This window comes from Roseiconus lacunae (assembly GCF_008312935.1).
GTDB classification, from domain to species: domain Bacteria; phylum Planctomycetota; class Planctomycetia; order Pirellulales; family Pirellulaceae; genus Stieleria; species Stieleria lacunae.
In genome coordinates this window covers 34,928-58,284 of sequence record NZ_VSZO01000015.1, presented here as the reverse complement: position 1 = coordinate 58,284, position 23,357 = coordinate 34,928, and the positions used below count along the sequence as shown (strand labels likewise).

Annotated in this window: 19 protein-coding genes; 8 read left to right on the top strand and 11 right to left on the bottom strand. The window is 55.2% G+C overall.

Translation table 11 applies throughout. The features are described from left to right. The first annotated feature begins 9 nt into the window (after positions 1-9). From FYC48_RS19855 to flhB, 8 genes are read left to right on the top strand one after another with little or no spacing between them, the layout of a single operon-like run. Positions 10-1,014 carry a FliG C-terminal domain-containing protein gene (locus tag FYC48_RS19855; RefSeq protein ID WP_149498534.1) on the top strand — a complete coding sequence of 335 codons (1,005 nt, stop codon included), beginning with the start codon at positions 10-12 and terminating at the stop codon, positions 1,012-1,014. Between the two features lie 2 nt (positions 1,015-1,016). Continuing rightward, positions 1,017-1,544: a FliH/SctL family protein gene (locus FYC48_RS19850; RefSeq protein WP_149498533.1), complete on the top strand. Its 528-nt coding sequence runs from the start codon at positions 1,017-1,019 to the stop codon at positions 1,542-1,544. Continuing rightward, positions 1,541-2,845: a FliI/YscN family ATPase gene (locus FYC48_RS19845; protein WP_200836651.1), complete on the top strand. Its 1,305-nt coding sequence runs from the start codon at positions 1,541-1,543 to the stop codon at positions 2,843-2,845. The genes FYC48_RS19850 and FYC48_RS19845 overlap by 4 nt, the downstream gene beginning before the upstream one ends. After that, positions 2,842-3,276 carry a flagellar FliJ family protein gene (locus tag FYC48_RS19840; RefSeq protein ID WP_149498532.1) on the top strand — a complete coding sequence of 145 codons (435 nt, stop codon included), beginning with the start codon at positions 2,842-2,844 and terminating at the stop codon, positions 3,274-3,276. Before FYC48_RS19845 ends, FYC48_RS19840 begins: the two co-directional genes overlap by 4 nt. A 3-nt stretch (positions 3,277-3,279) precedes the next feature. After that, positions 3,280-3,996 (top strand): MotE family protein, encoded by a 717-nt coding sequence (locus FYC48_RS19835; RefSeq protein ID WP_149498531.1) that lies wholly within the window; start codon positions 3,280-3,282, stop codon positions 3,994-3,996. A gap of 58 nt (positions 3,997-4,054) precedes the next feature. Beyond that, positions 4,055-4,324, top strand: coding sequence for a flagellar biosynthetic protein FliQ (locus FYC48_RS19830; protein WP_149498530.1), 270 nt, complete (start codon positions 4,055-4,057; stop codon positions 4,322-4,324). Continuing rightward, positions 4,321-5,091: a flagellar biosynthetic protein FliR gene (locus FYC48_RS19825; protein ID WP_149498529.1), complete on the top strand. Its 771-nt coding sequence runs from the start codon at positions 4,321-4,323 to the stop codon at positions 5,089-5,091. The genes FYC48_RS19830 and FYC48_RS19825 overlap by 4 nt, the downstream gene beginning before the upstream one ends. A gap of 9 nt (positions 5,092-5,100) precedes the next feature. After that, positions 5,101-6,171, top strand: coding sequence for a flagellar biosynthesis protein FlhB (gene flhB / locus FYC48_RS19820; RefSeq protein ID WP_149498528.1), 1,071 nt, complete (start codon positions 5,101-5,103; stop codon positions 6,169-6,171). On the opposite strand, the gene FYC48_RS19815 is transcribed toward flhB, so the two are convergent. The 11 genes from FYC48_RS19815 to FYC48_RS19770 form a co-directional block, all read right to left on the bottom strand. Continuing rightward, on the bottom strand, positions 6,168-6,878 hold the full coding sequence (locus FYC48_RS19815; protein WP_149498527.1) for an RsmD family RNA methyltransferase: 711 nt from the start codon (positions 6,876-6,878) through the stop codon (positions 6,168-6,170). The two genes, flhB and FYC48_RS19815, sit on opposite strands and share 4 nt — an antisense overlap. Before the next feature lie 249 nt (positions 6,879-7,127). Then, complete coding sequence (locus tag FYC48_RS19810) at positions 7,128-8,255, bottom strand: hypothetical protein (protein WP_149498526.1); 1,128 nt, start codon at positions 8,253-8,255, stop codon at positions 7,128-7,130. Between the two features lie 26 nt (positions 8,256-8,281). Then, positions 8,282-10,066, bottom strand: a complete 1,785-nt coding sequence (locus tag FYC48_RS19805) for a hypothetical protein (RefSeq protein ID WP_235034339.1) — start codon at positions 10,064-10,066, stop codon at positions 8,282-8,284. Positions 10,067-10,304: 238 nt separating this feature from the next. Continuing rightward, on the bottom strand, positions 10,305-12,692 hold the full coding sequence (locus FYC48_RS19800) for a polyketide synthase (RefSeq protein ID WP_149498525.1): 2,388 nt from the start codon (positions 12,690-12,692) through the stop codon (positions 10,305-10,307). A 112-nt stretch (positions 12,693-12,804) separates the two neighbouring features. Further along, positions 12,805-15,639, bottom strand: coding sequence for a VWA domain-containing protein (locus tag FYC48_RS19795; RefSeq protein ID WP_149498524.1), 2,835 nt, complete (start codon positions 15,637-15,639; stop codon positions 12,805-12,807). Beyond that, positions 15,636-18,092 carry a BatA domain-containing protein gene (locus FYC48_RS19790; RefSeq protein WP_149498523.1) on the bottom strand — a complete coding sequence of 819 codons (2,457 nt, stop codon included), beginning with the start codon at positions 18,090-18,092 and terminating at the stop codon, positions 15,636-15,638. The genes FYC48_RS19795 and FYC48_RS19790 overlap by 4 nt, the downstream gene beginning before the upstream one ends. Positions 18,093-18,104: 12 nt before the next feature. Next, a complete protein-coding gene (locus FYC48_RS19785; protein ID WP_149498665.1) occupies positions 18,105-18,986 on the bottom strand; it encodes a DUF58 domain-containing protein in 882 nt (293 codons plus the stop codon). Continuing rightward, a complete protein-coding gene (locus FYC48_RS19780) occupies positions 18,976-20,064 on the bottom strand; it encodes an AAA family ATPase (protein WP_149498522.1) in 1,089 nt (362 codons plus the stop codon). Before FYC48_RS19780 ends, FYC48_RS19785 begins: the two co-directional genes overlap by 11 nt. 481 nt (positions 20,065-20,545) lie before the next feature. Next, complete coding sequence (locus FYC48_RS28660; protein WP_261345080.1) at positions 20,546-20,677, bottom strand: hypothetical protein; 132 nt, start codon at positions 20,675-20,677, stop codon at positions 20,546-20,548. A gap of 289 nt (positions 20,678-20,966) precedes the next feature. Then, on the bottom strand, positions 20,967-21,632 hold the full coding sequence (locus FYC48_RS19775; protein WP_149498521.1) for a gamma-glutamylcyclotransferase family protein: 666 nt from the start codon (positions 21,630-21,632) through the stop codon (positions 20,967-20,969). Positions 21,633-21,636: 4 nt separating this feature from the next. Then, the gene (locus FYC48_RS19770) at positions 21,637-23,217 is read right to left on the bottom strand and encodes a sulfatase family protein (RefSeq protein WP_149498520.1); all 1,581 of its coding nucleotides are present in this window, start codon (positions 23,215-23,217) and stop codon (positions 21,637-21,639) included. Positions 23,218-23,357: the final 140 nt, after the last annotated feature.

Sequence of the window (23,357 nt, the reverse complement as noted above, 5' to 3'; positions counted from 1 at the left end):
GTTGCCGCGATGAAAACAATGCTAACGCGACAAGAACGCCTGGCGCTTCTGCTGTACCTGATGGGTGACGAAGCGACACAGATGGCCCGTGAGGGCATCCCCGCTTCGGCGCGCGCCGAGGTCGACCAAGCCCTCGAAGATTTTCGTGAGTATCCTCCCGAGCAAGACGAGATCGACTTGGTCGTCGAGGACTTCGAAAACTACTTTCGAATGGCGCTGCAGAACCAACCGCAGGCGGCCGACGGTGAGGACGATGATGAGGATGGGCCACGAATTTTTCAAATCGCCGAGGAAACGTTCGACGTCGAACTCGAACCGATCAAAAAGTTTGAAAAACCCCGCCTCACTGGCGATGTGATTCGCGACCTGAATCAGATGCACCCCTATCAAGTCGCCCATGCGCTCAAGGACGAGCATCCGACTGCGGCCGCAATCGTACTTCGTAAGCTTGCCAACGAACATGCGGCGAAGACACTCGAGTTTCTACCCGAACTGATTCGCCCCAAGGTCTTCCTGGAACTCGCTCGCCCCTCAAAAGTCACCTTGATGATCCAACAGCGGATCTTTGCAAAGACGCTCGAATTGGCACTCAGCGTTGAAGAACGCGAGATCGAAGTCGAATCGTCGCAAAAGATGGCCAACATGATGCGGTCTCTCCCAAGATCCCTGCGTGGCCCGATGTTGGATGAATTGCAAAAACGCGACAAGGCGCTTTCCGAGTCAGTGCGCAATTTGCTCTATCGTTTCGACGATTTGAACCGTTTGAGCGACCGAGACATGCAGAAGTTGCTTGGCCAATGCCAAACCGATCAACTGGTCCTTGCACTTCAGGACGTCGAACCGGAATTGTTGGAGAAAGTTCTGTCGAACATGTCCAAACGAGCCAAAGAAGCGTTGCAAGAAGAAATCGAGTTCAAAGCTAACGCCCCCGCAGAGGAAATCGAAGAAGCACGAAGCGCCGTCGCCAAGACCTTGGGCACACTGTGCGAAGCCGGGGAGGTAAGCATCGATTAAAAATGGCCGTCATTCAGATTCCATTTCCGAACAACCTCGCCAACGTCTCGACTTCACACGGACGCGTCACGCAACAAACGACGACGTCGGTTGACAACGGTAAAGCAGAACTCGCCGAGGCGATCAACGCCGTCACCGCGGCTATCGAAACCATCCGCGAAGACCGTCAGCAACAGTTTGCAACGATGACAAACAAGCTGATTGCGACGGCATGCCAGATCGCTCGCGAAGCTCTAGGCGAAGAAAACGAACTGCTAGACAAACGCGTCAAGCATTTCACCGAAACCTTGCTCGGTGAACTGCAAGAATCAAAAGATGCGACAATCTTTGTCCATCCCTCGGTGATCAAATCGCTTGCCGAGAATGATCTGATTGCACAAAACGACGCCGTCGAAATCGTTCCCGACGCGACCGTTGCGGCCGGTGACTGCCGGGTAGAAATCGACGGCAAGGGATTACTCGCATCGCTTGACGCTTACTTGGATGCGGCCAGCTTGCGACTACGCCAGCAAGCGGGAGGTGATCGGTGAGTACCTCGCTGCTTTCACCGAATGAATGGATCCGGACGACCGGGCGACTGCAAAGTGTCGAAGGCCGCATGTGCGCGACGATCGACGCCGCGGTCGGCGAAATGGTCGAGATCCTGACTTCGAACAACCAACGTGTACTCGCCGAAGTCATCGGATTCACTGATGACAAAGCCCAATTGATGCCGTATAGCGCCGGAGTTAATTTTCAGCGTGGGAATGTGGTCGTGTCGACCCGACGTCGATTGGAGATCCCGGTCGGCCAAGAGCTTCTAGGGCGAGTCATTGACGCGTTAGGAAATCCGATCGATTCGCGCGGTCCGATTCATTGCGAAGAGTTCGCCGACTTACATTTTGAATCGCCCGATCCGTTGACGCGACCACTGATTCGTAAACCGTTTGTCACCGGCATTCGATCCATCGATGGGATGCTGACGATGGGGCAAGGTCAACGTGTGGGACTGTTCGCCGGTAGCGGTGTTGGCAAAAGCACCCTGCTGGGTGAGATCGCCAAGCATGCCCTTTGTGACATCAACGTCGTCGCGATGATCGGCGAACGTGGTCGTGAAGTTCGACCGTTTATCGAAGATACGCTCGGACCAGAAGGGTTGAAACGTTCGATCGTCATCGTTTCGACATCCGATCAACCACCGTTGGCCCGAATTCGGGCCAGTGAATCGGCGGTCGCAATTGCCAACTGGTTCCGCATGCAAGGCATGAACGTCTTGTTCATGTTGGATTCGCTGACCCGGTTGGCGCATGCCCAGCGCGAATTGGGACTATTACTTGGTGAGCCACCTACCTCGCGCGGTTATACGCCCAGTGTGTTTCAAAAGATGGCCCGTTTGCTGGAACAACTTGGGACCAGCGATCGCGGCGTGATTACGGGGTTGCTGACGATTCTGGTCGATGGCGATGACATGAATGAACCGGTCGCCGATGCGGCTCGATCGATCTTGGACGGTCATATCGTGCTCGATCGCAAACTTGCCCACCAAAACCACTATCCCGCAATCAATGTACTCTCCAGTGCTAGCCGACTGTTCGGAGAAGTCACCACACCCGATCATCGCGACTACGCAGGCGCCGTCCGCCGTGTACTGGCCAAATACTCCGAAGTCGAAGACTTGATTCAAATCGGCGCTTATCAAAAAGGATCGATGCCGGAGTCCGATCGAGCGATCGAAGTTCATCCCGAGGTGATTCGATTCTTGCGACAGGGGATGAATGAACCGAGCGACCTTCAGCGGACCACCGCCGAATTGGCTCGACTGAATCAGATGATCGCGAGGCCAGCGGCATGAGCGTGCAGCAGCGTCTGAAACGCACGCGGCGCATTTGCAGTGTCGAAGAAAACCGGCTCAATGCGTTGATCGGCAAACGCAATCAAATCGACACGCAGATCCAGTCCTGTGTCGAACAAATCAAACAACTGATTCGGCAGCGTGACCACGAAACCATGCTCGCAAGTCGGCACCCTAGCCTTGAACAATTGACTCAGACACACGTTTGGATTGAAGGCCTGGACGAATCAATTCAGCAACAACAATCACACAAACAAGAACTTCAGCAACAACGCGACGAATTGCAATCCGAAGTCCTCGGACAACGCACTCGAGTGCGAGGCCTGGAGATCCTGGTCGACCAGCTACAACTGGCGGTCAAGACGGAACAACAGGCGGAACAATTCACGCTGGCTGACGAAAACGCCATCCGAGATTTTGCAGAGGGGTAAACGATGAAAGCGATCATCGCTGCGATGCTGACATGCGTCATCATTTTTGGGTTGTCCGCCGGGGCAACTCACATGTTCTTGAAATCCGATCCGGCCGAACCGCCAGAGGATCCAAGTGAATTGACCGAACCGACACCGGATGACGTTGAAATGGTTGCCGAGGATACCGGTGACCCGATGCCGGTTTCTTTTCGGCCCGACGCCAACGTTTCGGTCGAAGCCGTTCTTCAGATGAGCGACTCGATCAAGCGGATGGAACAGGAACTTGCAGAACGCGAGCAGAAAGTGAAACGTGACGAAATGCGAGTCAAGCTGATGTTCGATGACCTGTCCACCGAGCAGGACGAACTCAAGGCATTCAGCGACGGGATTGAAACGAAAATTGCCGTGCTCGAACAACTCAAGAACGAAGTCGCCGGTTCACTCGCGTCACTGGACGAACAAAAAGCGGCGATCGAAAAAGCTCAAGCAAAAGCAGCGACTTCGACCAAAGACGCCGCACCGGAAGTTGATGATCGCGTCAATGACGTTAAGAGTTGGTTTTCGAACCTTGCCCCAGAACAGGCCGCGAACTACCTACGTGAATTTGCCAACAGTGGAAAAATCAGTTTCGCGGCATCACTGCTGCAGAAAATGCCTGATCGTCAGAAGTCGAAGATTCTGGCCGCGATGAACGACCCTGTTCTTGTTGACCAATTGATCGATGCGTTAGGAAAATAGCTAAGCCTGTGACTTCGGTCACCAATACTTCGGACAAGCACCACGGACGGGACCTGTCATGGAAATTGAAGACGCTGTCTTTATCGGGCGTGAATTTTTTGCGTTGGCTTTGCTGCTGACCACCCCTGTCGTCGCGGTCAGTCTGATCGTTGGGCTGCTGATCAGCATCGGTCAGACGGTTACCAGCATTCAAGAGCAAACGCTTTCGTTTGCCCCACGAATCATCGCAGTTGTATTCGTCTTAATGTTTCTCGCGACGTGGTACCTGCAGACTTTGCAAAACTATACGGCCGGCATGATCACGCAGATGGTTGATCTAATCCGATGACTGACGATATCGCCCTATTCCTGTTGGTGATGGCGCGTGTGTCGGTCTTTGTTGCATTCTTTCCGCTGTTTACCAAACGACAACTTCCCGCTCAGGTCAAAGTGGGTTTGGCTGCGTCGCTATCGATTTTCTGGTTGGCGGATGCCAAGTCGGTTATCCCGGCGACGGAACTAACCGATATCGGCGGTTGGATTTTCACATTTTTGCTCGTGAAGGAAGTCTTCACGGGAATGCTGCTGAGCCTGCTACTGGGACTGTTCTTTTGGCCGGCAAAAATCGCCGGCTCGTACATCGCCCAGGAACTTGGTTTGTCGCTAGCGTCGATCAGTGATCCCAGCAGTCAAGATTCTTCCACGCTTGTTTCCCGAGTTTTCGAATCGTTTTCCATCTTGGTCTTCTTTGCACTCAATCTGCACCACTTCATCATCCTGACACTTCATTTTTCATTTCATTATGTGCTGACTCGCGTCGGAATGATGACGTTGCCCACCGAAGCGATCATCGCCGCGTTCAGCAACTCCGATGATTACGGCCTGCTGATCATCGCCCCGGTATTGGTGATGCTGATGATGGTCACGTTGGTTCTCGCGTTTCTTAATCGCGCCGCTCCCTCGCTGAATCTGTTCTCGGTCGGGATGCCACTAAGAGTCGGTTTCGGCGTACTGCTGCTCTTCGTATTTAGTCCGATCATCTTTGGCGCGATGCAGATGTACTTGTTCCGCGTTCAAGAAGACATCGAATCGATCCTTAGCCTGTTAGCCGGATAGGGTTGATCGATGGCCGAACAGGGGCAGGACAAAGATCAGAGGACCGAGGACGCCACCCCGCAGCGCCTGCGCAAGGCGCGCGAGGAAGGTCAAATTGGTTTTAGTTCCGAGTTCGTTAGCGCCGTGATGCTGGCGATCTGCACGGGATTCTTTTGGTTTGGCGGGACTTGGTTTGTCGGCACAATTTGTGAATCGATATCCCGCCGGCTGACTTCGTTCGACCTCGTCCTACTTGACCCGCGTCAAATCGTTCGTGTGGTCATCGACGAAACCTTCCAGGTCGGCGCAGCCGTACTGATGTTGATCATCCCGGTCGGTGTCGTTGCCGCTGTCACCGGACTGCTACAAACGAGTTTCAACCTGAGCACCAAACCGTTGGAGCTAAAGGTTGACAAAATGAGTGTGGTCCAGGGATTCAAAAAGATATTTTCGATCCGAAGTGTGGTCCGAGGGGCTCTCGCGATCGCCAAGTCAACGGTCATCATTTGTATCGCGGTCTTCGTCGGTTGGGGACGTATCGGTGACATCGCCTCGTCCGGACTTAGCACGTCGGCAGAAATGTTGGGCTACCTAGGCTCGCTACTCATTCACACGTCGTTAGCAATCGCTGCGACGATCACGGTGATTTCACTCGCTGATCTTGGCTTTCAAAAGTGGAAACACCTGCAGGATATGAAGATGAGCCGGCAGGACCTCAAGGACGAACAGAAACAAACGGAAGGCGACCCCATGGTTCGCGCCCGGTTGAAACAACTGCAGGCCGAGATGAGTCGAAAACGGATGCTGTCGGACGTACCGAAGGCTTCTGTTGTGATCACCAACCCGACTCACTTTGCGGTCGCGCTGCAATACGACCGAATGTCAATGGACGCACCGATCGTCGTTGCCAAAGGAGCCGATCACCTGGCGAAAAAGATCATCAAGATCGCGAAAGAAAACGGTGTTGCGGTCGTCGAGCGAAAACCGGTCGCTCGCTTCCTCTACAAAAACGTCGATATCGGCAAGGCGATTCCGTTCGAGCTTTATCAAGCGGTCGCCGAAATCCTGAACTTCGTCCAACGCATGCGATCGGCGGCCTAGCGTAGCCCACAGACCATCTCCGGTTCATAAACGGAAATTCGCGTGCCGCCATAGACGCGATGATCCCAATCGACCGCCGGCAGCAGTGACTCGTCTTGGTGCTTGTCCGTTTCGGCGACGATCACGCTACCGGGAGGGGAATGGTCGATCGCCATCCGAATCAACGAAGCCAATTCTTCGTTTCGTGATTCCCACATTTCGTAGGGCGGACAAAAAAACACAACTCGACCGGTGTCCGATAAAGGTGCATCGGCGGCAGGAGGTCCGAGTAAACTTGCTGCGATTCGAAACGTGTCCGATTGAATGATCCGCAAGGCATCGGTGACATCCAACGTCTCGGCGGTGGTTTTCAGGAAGTTCACGGCGTGTCGGCTTTTCTCGATCGCGATCGCAGAACTCGCCCCACGGCTGAGCGACTCGAACGTGACCGCACCGGTTCCGGCGAAAAGATCGATCACGTCACTGCCACGGACCCGCATGCCAAGAATGTTGAACAGGTTCTCGCGAACACTGTCCTTCATCGGCCGTGTGAATTCGGCACCGTGATACACGACGGTCCGCCCCCGCATCTTCCCACCGATGATCCTCAGTTTGACCGGACGGCGTTTTTGTGGTTTTTTAGGGCGGTTAGCTGCCCCCTGAGCGGATTCGTCTCCGCCCAAGATGCTTCGCGGATCGGTGATTCTATTTTTTCTGCGGCGGTTCATCCCGGCAGTATAAAGTCACCGTAGACTTTGCCCAGTACCACATCGAATCAGGATGGCGGTGATCCGAGGCCATCAATAATGAACAGGGCTTCGTCAACCTTTGAAATTAGAATTATCCGCGTCGCGTTCGCCGCGGTTTCGGTGCAGTAAACGGGGCTGACGCCCGTACGTTGACGAGCCAAACTCGAACAGTGAGTCTTGATGAAACACTAGCAGCGTTTGCCCCACACTGTTTCGCAAAGCGTCAAATCAGTTCTGGACGGCTCGCTTGCGAAAGTAAGCTTCGATCGCGTCCCGATAATGCGTTGGAAGATCGCGACTGATTTTCTGCAATGCCTCTTTCCGCTCGGCAGGCGGTAAATTTCCCCAGCCGGGATCTTGATCGAGATCTTTCTTTTTGACGTTGCCGTTCCCATTCGCACCGGCAATACGACTGTCATCCATCGGGGTTTCCTGCCCGCCTTGGGATCCACCAGCCCCACCACTGCTTTGTTGTTGCTGTTGTTGCTGCTGCTGTTGTTGTTGCTCTTCAAGCTTGTCGATCAACTTAGTCAGCTTATCGATGATTTTTTGCTCCTGACCTTCGACCTTGTCGTCACTGCGTCCCAAATCCAAACGCCGCGATACGTCGGTCATTAGACGGGCAATCTCGTCTAACGAGTCTTCTTTTAAAGGCTTAATGTCGGCGACCATCATCTTCGCAAGCCTCGAAAATCGAACGGGGCAGTCATCCTCGTTTTCGAGCAGCTGTCGCAAGTCGGCGAGGGCTTCCTTCTTCATCAGCAAGGCGTGGTAGCAAGCGGCGCGATAAAACAACGAACTTGCCGGATCAATCGTTTCCGAGGCATCGACTTCGGCGATCACGGGAAGTGCCTCGTCGTACAAACGTCCTCGGACGAGTGATCGGCCAAGCCAAGTTCGCACGGTCATGCGAATTGGCTTAGGGAGCGATTCAATTTCGGCGTAATGCGGTGCCGAAGGATCGATGCTCGCGGCCGCCGCGATTGGATCGGCACTTGATAAATCCAAGATCGTTTTGACAGCGTCATTTAACCCAGCGATGGACGAAACAAACGCATCCATTGGGTCAAGACCTTGCTGACCGAGGTCAACAGCGAACTGTGAGGACGTCTGATCGACGACCGATGGCACAATTCCGTATTCATCAAGCGACTGGCGCAGCATTGACGCCATTTGATCGTGGTTAAGCGCCGACCAGGCCTTTTCGTTCTGAAGGGCTTCGTCTGCCGAAACCCGGGTGGTCAGCAGGACGCACATGATCAAGAACAACCAGAGGGCGAAGGCCAAGACCGCCGAATGAGACTCGGATCGAGGGTCTGCTGCGTGCGACGCTGCGGTCGCGTGTCGTTGATTCACAATAAGTCCGCCGTGGTTGGAGTCGACTATTGGTTGCGCCTCATCAGCAAGTCGCGTGTGATTTTGTACAACCGTTCTTGCCGTTCCGACAAATTCTTCAACATCGGCAGCAAGTCTTGTGCCGAAGCGTCATCTGATTGTAGAAGCCCGGCATACCGCTGTGTCGTGGATTTGATCCGCTTTTCCATGGTACGGATGAGTTTTAGTTCGGAAATTGCCCCCACCAACGGCTGTTCGCCCGGTTGTCCGGCCTGTTGTTTTCCCGATTCTGCTTCTTGTTGTTTTTGTTTCTCAAGGTCACGCTGCGCCTGCTGCAACGCTTCAATCATTTCTTCGATCGCGGCTAGGACATCTTGTTGAATGCCTTGTGTGACGGCATCGATCTGGGACTTGCCTAATCGTTGAGCAATCCTGTCGCTGTCGTTGCGAATCTGCTCGACCACTTCGGGGAAGGCGACGCTTGAGCCTTCTTCGCGAAGAAGCAGCATCGCTCGGTCAGCTTCGACGGTGATTTTCTTCTGCTCAAACGACAGATCTCCGGCTCGCAAGTCCGTCTGGCGATTGCGTTGCGACGTGGGGGTTTCGGCAAGCTGGGCTGTATCTTCAAGCAATGCCGCTTGCATTGCGGCCATCTTTTTTAGACGACTTTCCAACCGAGCAAGTTCCCGCTGCATCTCTTCTTCGCGAAGCTGACGCAAAATCTGCTCTAACTGGTCGATCGCCTGACGCAAATTTTCCTCGGCGGCAATTTGATTTTCGACAGCTTCGTCGCGCTTTGCCTTCTCGAGTTCCTCCTCCGCCTGACGCATCTTCTCGATCGCATCTTGCAACTTCTGCTCCGCGGATTGCTGGGGAGACTGGGGCGGCGAAGGTTGCGATTCGCTCTGCCCTTGCTCTCCTTGTTGCCCTTGCTCTCCTTGCTGCCCCTGCTCGGATTCGGAAGATTCGCTAGACTTCTCCGCCCCGTCTTGTTCTCCGCCCTTCTCTTGGTCTTTTTTCTTGCCTTGCGTCTCAGAATCAGACTTCTCTCCGCTTTCTCCTTGCTTTCCCTTTTCGTCCTGACTGTCGCTTCCGGCCGGATCGCCAGAATTCTCTTGCGACTCTGAAGGCATCGGTTCGGAAGGTGGAGATTCGTCGTCAGACTTTTGACTACCCTCGGCGGGATTGTTTTCGGCGTCGTCTTTCTCTGCCGAACTTTCATTCTCCTCAGGTTTGGACGAGTCTTGCTCCGATTCGGAAAATGGATCGTCTTCGGAAAGTTCGTCCTTCAAGTCATCGCTACGATCTCCGATCGATTTCTGCTCGGCGCCCAATTGCTCCATATCGGCCCCGTTTTCGGTACGGGCCCGGGTGCTGCGTTGTGAGCGTTCGATCCGCTTTAGGTCCTTGATCATCTTGGCGATGCGTTCTTTCTCATCGCGAATCCGATTGGCTCGATCCTCGCTGGTCAGCAACTTGAGAATCTCAGCGAGCCCTTTCCGGGCGGTGTCTTGGTTGTTGATCGCATCAGAATACTTTTGATTCTGCAGCGATTCACCTGCAGACCGTAGTTGCTGCAGCACAAACTTTTCGCGTGACTCTTTGGCCGCACGACGCAACAGTGCTGCACGCTCGGGATTCTCCGCCGCTTCGACATCAGCCAGGCGCAGCAACAATTCTTCCAAGCGTTGATAACGATCGGCGACGCCGTTTTGCCGCAAAGCTAAATCGGTCTGCTGCGCCCAAGCCGATCCTCCGATGGTCAGGATTCCAGAAAGGCAGATCGCGATGGGGAGGCACGCGCCGGTCAGGAATCGGAAGTAGGATGACATGGGATTGGTTGGTTCGTTAGCCGTTTGTCAATGTTCACATCGCGCGTGGAAAAGTCTACCGCTCGGGCTCGTACCGGGCAAAATCGAAGCCGCGTCGCAGGAAGCTCAAAAACCGCATCCCAGTGGACGCCACTCTCCCGTCTTTCTCGCCGAACAGTCTTTCACGCCGAACAGTGAACCGTAGTTATTCTCAGAGTATTACCCGACCCGACATCGGCGATCTCAGGTCGCAGAGCCGTTAATCAAACAGGCTTTTGATCGCGTTTTTGCGTTGTTCCTTCGTTTCTTCTTGGAGGGCTTCCTGGTCTTGAATTAAACCACGAACTAAGTCCAAAAGTTCATTATAGCTCTCTAAATCCAGCATCTTTTCCAAGACAGCCGTCAATTCGAGCAGGACTTTGTCGGCCGCCGCGATCGATTTATCCGTGTTATTCGCTGCTTTTTCCGGAGAGTCCGCGGTCAACTCAATCGCGTCAATCGCCGCCATCAGATCCTGCATCGAACCATCCACGACGGCCCGCAGTGGATCGCGCACCCCACTCCCCAGGCGCTCCTGCCGGTCTTTGGAATCGATACGGTTGTTCGTCATTTCGCGCAACAAATCGTCAAGTGACTCGGCGATTCCGACCAGTTCTTGCGAAGTCTTACTTGCTTGCAAACCACTCTGCTGGATGCGAAGGCGTAGGATCTGCAGTTGTCGCGACCGGGATTGCTCCCCGCTCGCTCCGGCTTCGGAGTCCGTTTCAGTGGGGGTGTCAAATTCAAAGCCTTCGACTTTGAATTTTGCCAGTTGGTCACGAAGTCCCTGCGTTTCAGTCACCGTCTGCTCCAATCGGGTGCGTAACCCAAGCTCGCGTCGCTCTAGCAGCGTGAGCAATTCTTCCGGAGTGACGACCTGCAATCGAAATATCTCGCTGGTCGTCAAATGTGTTCCATCTAAATTGAAACCATCTTTGGCTTCTGCGTAAACACTAATCGAGTCACCCGGCTCAAGTGGCGCGATGACTTCGGAGTTCGTCAATTCCCGGAGATCGATCTCCGTGCTCGCCTGCCCGTCACGATCCGGGTCCATTTCGACCGTCAATGTCGATTGTTTGTCTTCCTGGTTCCGATCGGCTTCCGCCGCTGCTGATGCATCTGCTTCCGGCGACTCTTGTTCTGCCGTTTGAGCGTTCGTGCGGCCGACGTTGGCGGTCAGCGAATAGACGCCGTAGTCATCCTTGACATCGCATTCGAGCGGGAGCAGGGCAATCGGAGTGATCGCGGCTTGGATTCCGGCAATCTTTAGATTCACGCTGGGCGGTTCGTCAACGATCGCGCCAACGAAGTATCGAAAAGGGGCTTGAGCACTGATCCCGTCTGGGCCGGCGGGGACCAGACGAATGGCAGTCGGGTCGCGGAAATCATCCAATCGAACGCGGAATGATCGTCGATCCTCAGCGATCTCGATAGACTCCGGGTCATGCTCTTTGCCCTGAAATTCAAGGGAAGCATCGACCGCTCCGATCGGACCACTCGTTGTAGCTTCGAGGATCACGTCGCTACCTTCGCTAATTCGTAGCCCGGCTTGGTACTCAGTTTCGAAATCGATTTCACCGGTCTGGCCGGTCGTCGAAGATTGACGCAAATAGTCGGGATACCGAACACGAACTTTCATCTCCGTGATCGCAGGCGGGGCGACGGCTTCGACACGAAAATCGTTCAATCGATCATCCAACCCTTGGATTGAAAACGTAAACGATTCCCCCAAGTTACTCAGCGGCGGGCCATCAAGGACGAACGCTTGAAAGCCATCACGAACGCGTCCGACGCGACGAAAGTTTGATTGGCCACGCGTCCCGCTTTCGGTTTCATAGTACAGCGTGCAAACTGTCGGGACTTCGAAGTCCTCTGCGTTCGCTTGGACACGAAGCGTCGGATTGCTTCCAATCGGTAACCGAATCGATTGTTCTTCGAACTCCAATCGGATCGTTTGCTCGTCCGCCGAAGCGGCTGCCGATATCGCTTGCAGCTCGATTCCAACCATTTCCAAGTTGGCTCGCCGCGGCCATTTGGCGTCCGAAAGTAACGTCAACCGTGCCGCGGCTCGGCCGAATGCCGAGGGACTAAAGATCGCAAACCCCAACATCATCAACAACAGCGGGACGACAATCATCGCCTTCTTCACCAACGGCTCCGATCGAAAGACTCGCTTCGGATCGACGCGATCGATTTCAGCAGCCGCCTCTTCGCGAACCCGTTTCAATAGTTCCGCAGAGTGTGTGTCGCCCGACCGTCCCGGTTGTGAAAGTTGGACCGCGGTAACAAGCCGGCCACCAAGAGATTGATGCTGACGTTCGACGAGCAACGCCAGACTGTCGTCCGGTAGCGGGCGATTAAGACGCGACAGAAGCATACGCGTGGTCACCAGCAGGACAACGAATCCGACGGCGACCAATAGGACACTACGAGCCGAACGCGGCATTTCATCACCGCCGAGTGTCACGGGAACGTAGTCGATCAGCAAGCCAATCCAAAAGGCTGCCAACACGATCGCGGCGATCGCCAACAATGAATCCCAGATGACGTAGCGACGAATCCGCCCGCGCAGTGAATCGAGTAGCGATTGGACTTTGGGATCAAGCATCGTTGGTTTGTTGTCTCGCTTTGGAAAGCGTATCGTAAATGCCGCTAGCTGAAAGAATACAGGCGATTGCTGTCGGCATTTCAACCGTCAACTCGTACGTGATAGGGTTTGTCTAAGCCAGTCGGTGTAGTCTCCGGATCACCCATTCCATGGTCAACATGCTGGCGATCAACCACAGCAAGACCGCGTTTCGTCTCAGCGTAAAAATACTATCGGGAGTGCCCGGCAAGACGGTCAATTGCGGCTGGGGTCGAATCGTTTCGACGATGGTTCCCACGATCGATTGGTGATCTGCTGGGGTTTCGAGCCGCCAGTATTCGCCACCGGTCGCATCAGCAAGTTCGCCCAAGGACCGGTCATTTCGTTGCGGCCGCTCGAGTTCGACGGTGGGCAATCGTACGGCGACGTTTTGACGTAAGACGACTTCTTCGAGCGCATCACCGAGTGTTAATTGCAGCTCATGGTCGCCGGGTTGCCGGACGACGAATCGTCCCGAATAGGTTCCCGGACGGGCCTCGCCTTCGACCGGCGTCAATCGAATCTCTTGCGGTGCCCCCTGGGGAACCAGCAACGTCGCTTTGACTTCACTAACGGTCAGCGGTTCGAATTGTGCATCGGTCAACACCGCTCGGACTGCGATCGTGTCGCCGACCATTGCGCGTGGGTTGTCAACCAACAACAGCCCACGATTGCTGTCCCGCAACAATCGTCCTTCGCTCACCCAGCGGACAAGCTTGGTGTAATAACTGTCAAAATACGAAACACTTTCGCGGCGCATCCGCCACATCTCTCCGCTGCCTTGAAAGAATACCCGCCCGGCACCGTAAAACTGGCTAGCCAAGTAAACCGGCAATGATTCGGAAATCCGTGTCGAGGGATCGGAGAAGTAGCCATAGACTTTTGCCACCGGCTTGGCCGCGCGGACTCCGACATAATCGTAAACCCCACCGAACGAATCCCATGCTTCGAAACTGCTGGCCGGCTGATCGGTCACCCAGAGAAACTCCGCGCGCCGCGATTCAGCCGTAAACTCAATCGGCCAAGACGCTTCACCGCCTTCGCGTCCACCGCTAGAGATTAAACCGCGGCTGGAAAAAGTTACCGGATAGAAGCCCGCAATCTGTGCGACGCGCGGATCGGTACGCAGACGCAACCATTGCGGATGATAGACGGGACCACCGACGATGATCATGCCGCCGGCTTGCGACGAAACCCAGCGGTCGAGTAGTTCGAGTTGCTCGGCGGAAAAACGAGTCCAGTCGGGATCGAACATCGTGATCGCGTCATACTCGAACAATTCCGCCGCGGTGCTGGGAAACTCCGTCAACAATGCGTCGGCGTCTTGGCTCATCCCGGGTTGTCCCGATTGCAACCAAGCGTCAAGCCGGATCGACTTTTCGCGAAACAGCAAGTTGCGAACAAAGCGATACTCTCGCGTCGGCCCACCGGCGATTACCATCACACGTAACTTTCTGGTAACGACTTCATAGCGGGCATCACGCACGTTGTCTTGGTCGTTCTGATCGTTCGGCGGTGCGACGACACGGATCGCCAGTCGTCGACGGCCCACCGATTCAGGTTCGAGTTCGAACTTCACCCCGATCAACCCGCCGTCGCCATCGAGCGTCACGTTCTGTGTGTCAACGACATCGGTCGGAAGATTTGATTCGTCATCACCACCGGATTGATCAAGTGCGTCGAGCAACTGAACGTCGACTTTGATTTGCTTACCGCCGGTGGCTTGCAGCACCGCGGAAACGGCAAACTTATCTTCGGGATAAACGCGTTTGGGTGCATCAAGATCAACGACCCGAATATTAGTCGGCGGTTCGCTGCTTCCCAAGCCGATCGGATACACGGCGATCTCGCTTCGTTTGGCGAGCGACATCGCCGAAGCGACATTCGTACCGCCGTTGTTTTGACCATCGGTCAGCAACACAATCCCGGCCAATGTGGTTGGATCATGGCTAGCTAAGACGCTTGCGATCGCGTCGCTGATTCGGCTTTGCGAAGCCGAGGCGGCTATCGCTTCACTCCAGTCGAGGACCTTAATCGACTCGGGAAGTTCCCGATCCGCCTCATCCGTGTCCGAACCGTCCTCCGAGTCGGCGGATTTGTCGCCCTCGGCCAAACCGATCATTGACCGAAAGGTTTGCCCCGTGCGAACACTGTAGGCACCGCCTGACACGATAATTCCGCCGAATAGCGTTACGGCAGAAACAAGCAACAGCCAACCGAGCGGGCTTGCCGCGGAAATGGAATCAGATCGTGAACCGCCCGAATTCACCGTGCCCCCCGACTTTCCGAACCCGCTCACTTTTCCGAACGCACCGACGATGAGCGATGCCATCCCCGCCAGCAATGACACCCCGACAAGCAATAGGCCAATCATCACGGGGGTCGAGATCGATCGGGACGCGGAACCTTCGGCAATCGCACCTTCCTCCTCGGGTTCGCCTGCTGACATCGTCGCCGGCTGATCTAATCCACGTGCTTCCAGTAAGATCGGTTCGGGCGTTTCTCCAAACGCATACACACTGACGCGGTGCTGATCGCCAAGCTTCTCGCTTAACTTCTTCTCTTCCAGTAGATCGGTCACGCGTGCGATCCGGCTTTCACTTCCCGGTTCGTCCGACTCCGCCAACGACATACTCTGGCTTGTATCGACCAACACGACGACTTCACTGGGGCGAACGATTTCACGTTGCGTCCGCCGTTGAAGATCGAAAAAGAAAAAGATCAACGCGACGACGGTCACCAAACGCAAGAAAATCAAGGTCGTTCGGACGGGCGCACTAAGTTCGTCGGTATCGCGACGATAAAACCGCACACAGCCTCCGATCAGCAATGCCAGCGAGGCGATCAACAACGCCCACCACCACCAGCCGTCGATCAAGCTGGCTCGCGCGAATTCGAAAACGATTTGGTTGGAGGCTGATTCGTTCATGACTTCGGCCCTCCCTGATCCGCTGCACCGGCGGACACTGCACCGGCGGACGCACCGGCACCGGTCGCATGCAAACCAAAACTGCTCACCGAGCGCCCCATCCCAGCGGACCCTCGCAGCACCGGCGAGGTCCCCTTGGCGTGATAACTGGCCAAGTAGGCGAGGGTTTGTTCGCTGGCAAGCAGAATGCCAAGTAGCGCGAGCATCGCCAAACCAAAAGTCGAGTTCCCGGCATACTGATTTTGGTCACGCCAATCATCACTGGACAAAAATTGGATTTCGATCGGAAGCAACGCCTGTCGAATTTCAGCAGCCTCGGCGCGTTGCAAATCGCCTTCACCGCCGGCGATGGTGGTCGCCACTGGCACGACGGAACTTACCCCATCGGTCGACATTAACCCCCACTCGTAAATTCCCGGCCGCAGAAATTCATCGATCCCGACGTTACCTGAAATCAACATCTCCGTGGGGTTGATTGAAATGCCGGCCCGATCACCAGCTTCGTCGTCGATCTCCGCCGTCATATCGATCACCGTTCGGGGCGGCGATTGGCTGGGGAGCGCAACTTTGACTTCCGGAAAGAAGTCGCGTGTCGAAAACGCTTGGTCTAGAGATTCGGTGATCTGCCGCGACGTCGAAGCGGACGCGCCGCTCCAGAGTTTGGCGTTGGCCAACAGCATGAACGGGACAAAGGTCGGATCACCCGGCCAATTGGTCCACTCCGGGCTGGGTTCGGAAAAAATCGTCACGACGGTTCCAGCATCAACGGTGTGTTCGGTGACAAAGGGTAACTCATCACGCCGTTTGAGGACCGTTCGAAATCGAGTTTGTGGTTCATCGTCATCTGACGACGACTTATCGAGCAGCGTCCAACTCCGTTCGACGCCGATCAATGATAGCGATGAATCCCCCGCCCCTCGAAGAGGATCGAGCAACGTATCAGTATCGCCGAACATGATATCGCCAGTTTTGGTGTCACCACCGACCTCAAGTTCACTGACTTGACCGAGCGACCGAGGTAACAACTGACGTCCCTGAGAAAGCAAGACGCGATTATATGTCTCGGCCCGTACGTCATCTCCCAGGAACCAAGCCAAACCACCGCCGGCGCGGACATACTCGTCAAGCGCGATCCCGGCGGCTTCGGTGAGTTCGGGCAAATCGATCAAGTAAATCGCGCGATAGGGCATCAGCATTTCCTTGGTCGCACTGCGCAAGAATGCCGGCGGTTTTATATCGGGAACCGCACCGATGCGAACTTGGCTGCCAGGATCCAAGACCGCCGCGACCGTGTACGCGCCGGATTCTTCCGGATCCCCGTCGATCACGAGGACGCGTTCGACATCGGATAGCGGCAACGTGCACACCCTGCGATTGTCCGATGACAACGCATCGATCGGCAATTCAACTTCGATCGCATGGGTTCCGGTTTCACTGATGTAGACCTGAAACGCTTTGGTGATTTCACCACCCGCCGGGATCGAATCGATCACCAAACCGGGCAATGACTCGGCTAATCCACTCACTTGGCGAGACGGATCGACTGTGGTGACTTGATCGCCATACCGGATGATTCGGCACGCCAGCGAGACGTTGCTGACCGTCGTTTCGGAATAGTTCTTGACGGTTGCACGTACCACCACCGGAACCCCGGCAACCCAAACGTCTTGAACGGGCGCGAGTGCGGTGACGGCCAAGTTTCTTTCTGGCGGGAGCGCGCAATCGATCATGCGGATCTTGGTTTCGGTATCGAAGGCACGAAGCGATTCGGCAATTCGTTCCGTCGCGGCCCAGTCACGCGTCCGAAAGTCGCTGGCGATATAGAGGTACTGTTCGTCGGCGTCCATCCCGCCGGCCAATTGAGCGGCCAAGTCGATCGCGGGGACAAGGTCGGTACGAATGTCCGACGCACTGGTGGCAACAATCCTTGCGATCAGTCCTCCGTCACTAAGGATTGTTTGCGCCGAAATATCTGCGGCAACGTCACCGGATTCGTTTCCGGCTTGTACGGCCAGCGCGGCACGACTCGCTCGCATCACGGTCAATTGATGATTGCCGTCGCTACCGCCGAGTCGCTGCGTCAACTGGGTCAGCATTTCCAGGGCTCGATCGTAAGTTGACCGGTCGCCGGAACTGCTAATATCGGCCATCGAGTAACTGTCGTCCAGGATTACGATGTGGTGCGTGGTCTGGCCACCAAGCACACCCAACAGTTGGCGTCCACCGGTCCATCCACACAACATTGCGACCAACACCGCCGCGACGGCAATGCGGGCGAGCAGTAACAATAACTGCCGCAAACGAAGCCATTTTTTCTGTTTGCGGTAACTCGCCAACAAAAAATCCATCGCCGCCCAACGCTGCCGTCGGTGCCGCAACATATTGATTAAATGGACGAGCGGCGGCACGGCGACGAATGCGAAACCGGCCAGTAGCGCTGAATACAAAAACATCGTCCGGCCTCCTTACCGACGCAACTTGGGAAGCGAAAGACGATGCGACAGAAAAGTCGCTAACAACGCGTCGAGCGGTTCACTGGTGCGAACTTGGATGTAATCGATCGACAACCGTCCGCAGGCTCGACGAGTGTTATTTAAAAACTCTTCGAGCGCCGCCATGTAGCCTTCGCGAAGGGCTCGCGGGTTGCAGTTGAGCATGTCATCGCTTTCGAGTCCTTCGAAACGCGTCGCCCCATTAAAAGGAAACTCGATTTCGTCATCATGCAGGACATGAAACAGTGCAACGTCGTGCCCGCGTGACCGCAGCACTCGCAGGCCTTCGACTAACGAATCGATCCCCAGCAAATCTGACACAATCACGACCAGGCCACGTCGTGGGATGGCTTGGCCGACCTGTTTTGCGACACGAACTAAATCTGTCCGGCCGTCGGCACCGACTTGATCGAGCAGCGATAAAATCCTTGCCAATTGCTGTTGATTGCTCTTTGCCGGGATCGACTCCCGCATCTCGGTGTCAAACGTGATCAATCCGCACGCGTCTTTTTGACGAAGTGACAAATACGCGAGCGACGCGGCAATCGACGCCGAGTAATCGAACTTGTTGGATTGCCCATCGCCGTAGGCCATGCTGGCACTGCGATCGACCAACAGCGTCAACCGAAGATTGGTTTCTTCTTCGTATTGCTTGATGTGCAACCGATCCTGTCGCGCGTACACCTTCCAGTCGATATGCCGCAACTCATCGCCGGGATGGTACTGACGATGCTGCAGAAATTCGATCGATTGCCCGAAGTACGGACTGCGGTGCATGCCGGACAAAAAGCCTTCGACCACGCGTCGGGCCGTCAGTTCCATGCGCCGGATGCGTTGCGTTACTTCAGGACGCAAAAATTCTTTGGAATCGGGCATCTCGTGATAGCTCGTCTTCGGTCGTTGGGGTCGCGGCAACGATTCGGTCGATCACATCGTCGCTGGTCACACCATCGCTTTCGGCGGCGAAGTTGACGACCATACGGTGACGAAGAACCGGCTTGGCCAGTTGCTGAATGTCTTCGATCGATACGTGAAAACGGCCTTGCAATAGCGCTCGTGCTTTGCCGCCGAGGATCAAGAACTGAACCGCGCGGGGTCCAGCCCCCCAACCGACGAGTTCGTCGACAAAGTCGGGGACGCCGTCATCGCCGACACGCGTTTGTCGAACAATCGAAAGCGCAAATCGCACAACGTGATCGCTGACGGGGACCTTGCGAACCAAGTTTTGCAAACGAATGATTTCGTCTGCGTTCAAGACTGCTTTGACGGTACCACTGTCTGTCCCGGTGGTCCGCCGGGCAACTTCGAACTCTTCATCGAACGTCGGATACTTGACATAAACTTTGAACATGAACCGGTCTTGCTGCGCTTCCGGCAGTGGATAGGTCCCTTCCTGTTCGATCGGGTTTTGTGTCGCAAGCACGAAAAACGGAGTCGGCAACGGGTGCCTGGTTCGCCCCACGGTCACCTGCCGTTCTTGCATCGCCTCAAGAAGCGACGCTTGCGTCTTCGGTGGCGTCCGGTTGATTTCGTCCGCCAGTACGATGTTGGCAAATAAAGGGCCTTCCATGAACCGAAAGGCACGGTGCCCCGAGTTGCGGTCCTCTTCGATGATTTCCGTTCCGGTGACGTCGGCAGGCATCAAATCCGGCGTGAATTGTATTCGCGAGAACGCCAGGTCCATCGTTTGAGCAAGCGTGCTGATCATCAGCGTTTTCGCCAAACCGGGCACGCCTTCGAGTAGCACGTGGCCGCGGCTAAACAAACCGATCATGATCTCGTCGATCACTTCCTGTTGGCCGACGATCACCTTAGACAGTTGCTCGCTGATCTGCTGCTTCGCCTCGTTCAGCCGTGATGCGTCCGCGGCCGAAAGTTCGCCCTGCCCGTTTCCTTCATTTTCTGCCGAGTTACCGGCTGTATCGACCGACATCTGGTGTGTATTCCTCGTGGGGGTTCAGGTCGCCTAGTGCTTTGTTCCAGTTCGAATTCAGGATCAGCCGTTTCGCGTTCGCCACGATTCGGTTGCAGCAACCGGGGCTAACGCCCGACGGCTGATGAACCAAACCTGAATTCTTAATCGAAACGAAGCACAGTGCGTCGCCAATATCTAAATTCAGGATTAGCCGTATGGCGTTAGCCACGGTTCCGTTGCAGTCACCGAGGCGAACGCCGGTCGGCGATGAACTAAACCGACGGTTTCGACTCCAACCAAGCACTCGTGCTGAAGCGTTTCAAAGTCCCTGGTGTTGGACACCAAGTAACTTGATCAGCTTTTTTCACGATACGTGTTCTCTAGGATACCAGTTCACCAAGATACCAGCGCCATCAGTGGCCGAATATAGCGACTGGAGCCATCAAGCCCCCCAAAAAAGCCTTTAAGGGGCAACCGATCGTGCCGTGCCTGGGGCCCCTCAGTGCGGCAGAGAGTTGCTTGGCTTGCCGCCGTCTTTGGTCGCCCGCCGCTTTTCACCACTTCGGAAATGCAATTGCTCGGCTGTAAAGTCGCTGCCCTTACCGCGTTTTTTTGCAAACGGTCGGGTCATCTGGACGAAGCACTCGTGCTCCGTCTAGACCAAATGTTCGGGTCCGACTCATCAGCCGATTGAGCGTTCGCCCCGGTTGCTGCTACCGAACCGTGGCTAACGCCATGCGGCTAATCCTCAACTTGAGCTGGAACGAAGCACTCGCTGATTGGAAACGGCCCTAAAGAAGGCCTTACCTTTCACGCACCTCGCTCACCCCATGCGACGAATCCGAAAACCGAGTTGAATCCAAGCACCGTCCGTGCTTTACCACCAAAGAACGGCTTGGCGATTATCCAAAACACATCGCTCAATCGGGCAAGTCGATGCCGGATAGAGCTTGCCCCCCGACAAAGGTTGTCGCGAGAAAACGGTCTAAAAACCTCTCCCCCCAGGCCGATGCGGCTCGACGGCAGATCTCGGCATAGCTCGGATTTGGGCGAAGCTGCGGATTGAACTTGGAAGGTTTGCCAACGTATATCCAAACCGCGCCCCTCGCCGGAGCGTCTGTCGTACCTCCTTGGGCTGCCGAATGCTCAAAAAGAGACACCTGCGCAGGTTGGACTTCCACTCGATCGTACCCACGTTCTCGATGATCGAGGACTTGCCATGCATGCGGATCGGCAATGGGCACCATGATCGCGTTGAACCGATCCCCCACCTGCGACCGATCGACCCGCAGCACACCGCGGTGCCCAGCCTTCTCCAGATCGTCGTCAACACGCCGCCAAGAGGGCTCTTGGTGAAAGCTACGGCGGAAGCCATCGACGACAACCGCTTCAGACAAAAACGAGTCAATCGACAATTCGGCCAGCTGTGACGGACACATCAGGCTGCCGTAAACAACAAGAAACTCGATCGATTCTTTTTTCACCGATGACATCTCTGGATCGACCAAGCCACGCACCGACTGAGACACATTGAGATCGATCGACGCTGGCAACGATCGAAAACGTTCAAGCACCAAATGACGCATCAAGTCACTTCATCGATGCCATCCAACGAGTTAGTTTTTCGTCGAGCCGTCGGATCGCTTCAAGAATCGGGGGACTGGAATCAGCGATCAAGTTGTTCGTTTCGCCGGGATCATTGCGTAAGTCATAGAACTCATCACGACCCTCGTTTTGGCGATCTCGAATTAATTTGTAGTGCGGCGTTCGACAGGCAACGAGGTCCGCTTCGGCGTAGTTAATCATTTTGTACTCGGCAAAAAAATCCTGCCGCCAACCTACAGGCCGTTCACCGCGTAAAAGCGGTACGAGGCTTCGACCGGGCAGTTCGCTTGCGGCCACTGGCTGACGATTGTCTTGCTCGCCACGGTTCCCGGTGACACGGCCCATTTCGACACCGGCGATCTCCGCAATCGTCGGCCAGAGATCGAGACTTGTCGCGGTGTCGCGTACAACGTGATCAGCTTTGGCTACGCCAGGCCAACGAACAATCGCGGGGGTCCGAAGCGAGTGATCGTAGAGATTGGGTCGGTACTTGCTTGAGATCACCCGCGTACCTTGGTGCGTTCCTCGCGGCGTTTTCTTTGTCGCCCAAATTCCGTTGCCTTTGTGCCAGATCCCGTTGTGGCCCATCGTGTAGCCATGATCGGAACTGAAGATCACGACCGTCTTGTCGGTCAATCTCAATTGATCCAAACGATCAAGCAGCTTTCCAAGGTTGCGATCGACTCCGCTGGTGCTTGCCAAGTACTCACGCATTTGGCGTTTCATCTTTCCGACGTTCAAATCGGGATAGCTTGGATTTGGAATCGTTGGATCCAACGATTCATAGGGCTGCCAATCTTCTGGCGCCACCGGCAACCACGCTCCGTGAGGGGCACGTGTATGAACGCATAGCAGAAACCGCCGGTCTTGGTTGCGATCAATGAACTTCAATGCGCGTTCGGCCAACAAGTCGGTGGTCAGTCCTTTCAACTTTCGTACCTCCCCGTTTTCTTCTAGCTCCGGATCCTTCGGCGAAGTCCCTCCGCCGGTCAGCCCCATGAAATAGTCAAAGCCATGATTGGTAGGATGAAACCGCTCGTGACCGGGAAGTGTCCAGTCGCCAAGGTGCCACTTGCCGACGAGACCGGTACGGTACCCCTGCTGCCGCAGTAGCTCGGCAAACGTCTGACTTTGATCTGGATCAAGAAACACTTGCTGCTGAGGGTCGAAAAGCTTGTGTCCGGGCATCGGGATAAAATCATGAATCCCAAATTCGCTGGCGTAGCGTCCTGTCATCCACGTCGCCCGGGCGGGACTACAGACTGGTGTGGTGCAAAAAAAGTTCTCGAACACAACGCCTTCACGCGCCAGTCGGTCCATGTGGGGCGTGACCGCCGCTGGGACGTCATCGAATTGACCTTGCTTGACCGCATTACCCACCGCCCAAGCGGCTTGGTCATCGGTATAAACAATCAGAATGTTCGGTCGCGATTCTGGACTCGCCGTTGTGGACTCCGCCCGGGGCGATCCCGCAAACGCTTGTCCAGTGTCCTCACAGACAAATGGAATTGGTAGCGGTAAAAGTACCACACACAATGTGGCGAGCTGCAAAGCATAACGGGACAAGACTTTCTCCTTGAAGGAACCGGATCATCGGGTTGGACTCGTGGTCCGCTTAGGATAACCATTCGGGGGCGGCTCATCAGCCAACGTGCACTAGCCCAGGCATTTCAGAGAAACCGAGGCAAACGCCATTCGGCGAATCC

Excerpts from the sequence above, each read along its gene's own strand:
- FYC48_RS19830 (WP_149498530.1), top strand. The coding sequence starts at position 4,055 with ATGGAAATTGAAGACGCTGTCTTTATCGGGCGTGAATTTTTTGCGTTG.
- FYC48_RS19855 (WP_149498534.1), top strand. The coding sequence starts at position 10 with ATGAAAACAATGCTAACGCGACAAGAACGCCTGGCGCTTCTGCTGTAC.
- FYC48_RS19835 (WP_149498531.1), top strand. The coding sequence starts at position 3,280 with ATGAAAGCGATCATCGCTGCGATGCTGACATGCGTCATCATTTTTGGG.
- flhB (WP_149498528.1), top strand. The coding sequence starts at position 5,101 with ATGGCCGAACAGGGGCAGGACAAAGATCAGAGGACCGAGGACGCCACC.
- FYC48_RS19795 (WP_149498524.1), bottom strand. The coding sequence starts at position 15,639 with ATGAACGAATCAGCCTCCAACCAAATCGTTTTCGAATTCGCGCGAGCC.
- FYC48_RS19815 (WP_149498527.1), bottom strand. The coding sequence starts at position 6,878 with ATGAACCGCCGCAGAAAAAATAGAATCACCGATCCGCGAAGCATCTTG.
- FYC48_RS19780 (WP_149498522.1), bottom strand. The coding sequence starts at position 20,064 with ATGTCGGTCGATACAGCCGGTAACTCGGCAGAAAATGAAGGAAACGGG.
- FYC48_RS28660 (WP_261345080.1), bottom strand. The coding sequence starts at position 20,677 with ATGACCCGACCGTTTGCAAAAAAACGCGGTAAGGGCAGCGACTTTACA.
- FYC48_RS19825 (WP_149498529.1), top strand. The coding sequence starts at position 4,321 with ATGACTGACGATATCGCCCTATTCCTGTTGGTGATGGCGCGTGTGTCG.
- FYC48_RS19800 (WP_149498525.1), bottom strand. The coding sequence starts at position 12,692 with ATGCTTGATCCCAAAGTCCAATCGCTACTCGATTCACTGCGCGGGCGG.
- FYC48_RS19775 (WP_149498521.1), bottom strand. The coding sequence starts at position 21,632 with ATGCGTCATTTGGTGCTTGAACGTTTTCGATCGTTGCCAGCGTCGATC.
- FYC48_RS19790 (WP_149498523.1), bottom strand. The coding sequence starts at position 18,092 with ATGTTTTTGTATTCAGCGCTACTGGCCGGTTTCGCATTCGTCGCCGTG.
- FYC48_RS19805 (WP_235034339.1), bottom strand. The coding sequence starts at position 10,066 with ATGTCATCCTACTTCCGATTCCTGACCGGCGCGTGCCTCCCCATCGCG.
- FYC48_RS19850 (WP_149498533.1), top strand. The coding sequence starts at position 1,017 with ATGGCCGTCATTCAGATTCCATTTCCGAACAACCTCGCCAACGTCTCG.
- FYC48_RS19840 (WP_149498532.1), top strand. The coding sequence starts at position 2,842 with ATGAGCGTGCAGCAGCGTCTGAAACGCACGCGGCGCATTTGCAGTGTC.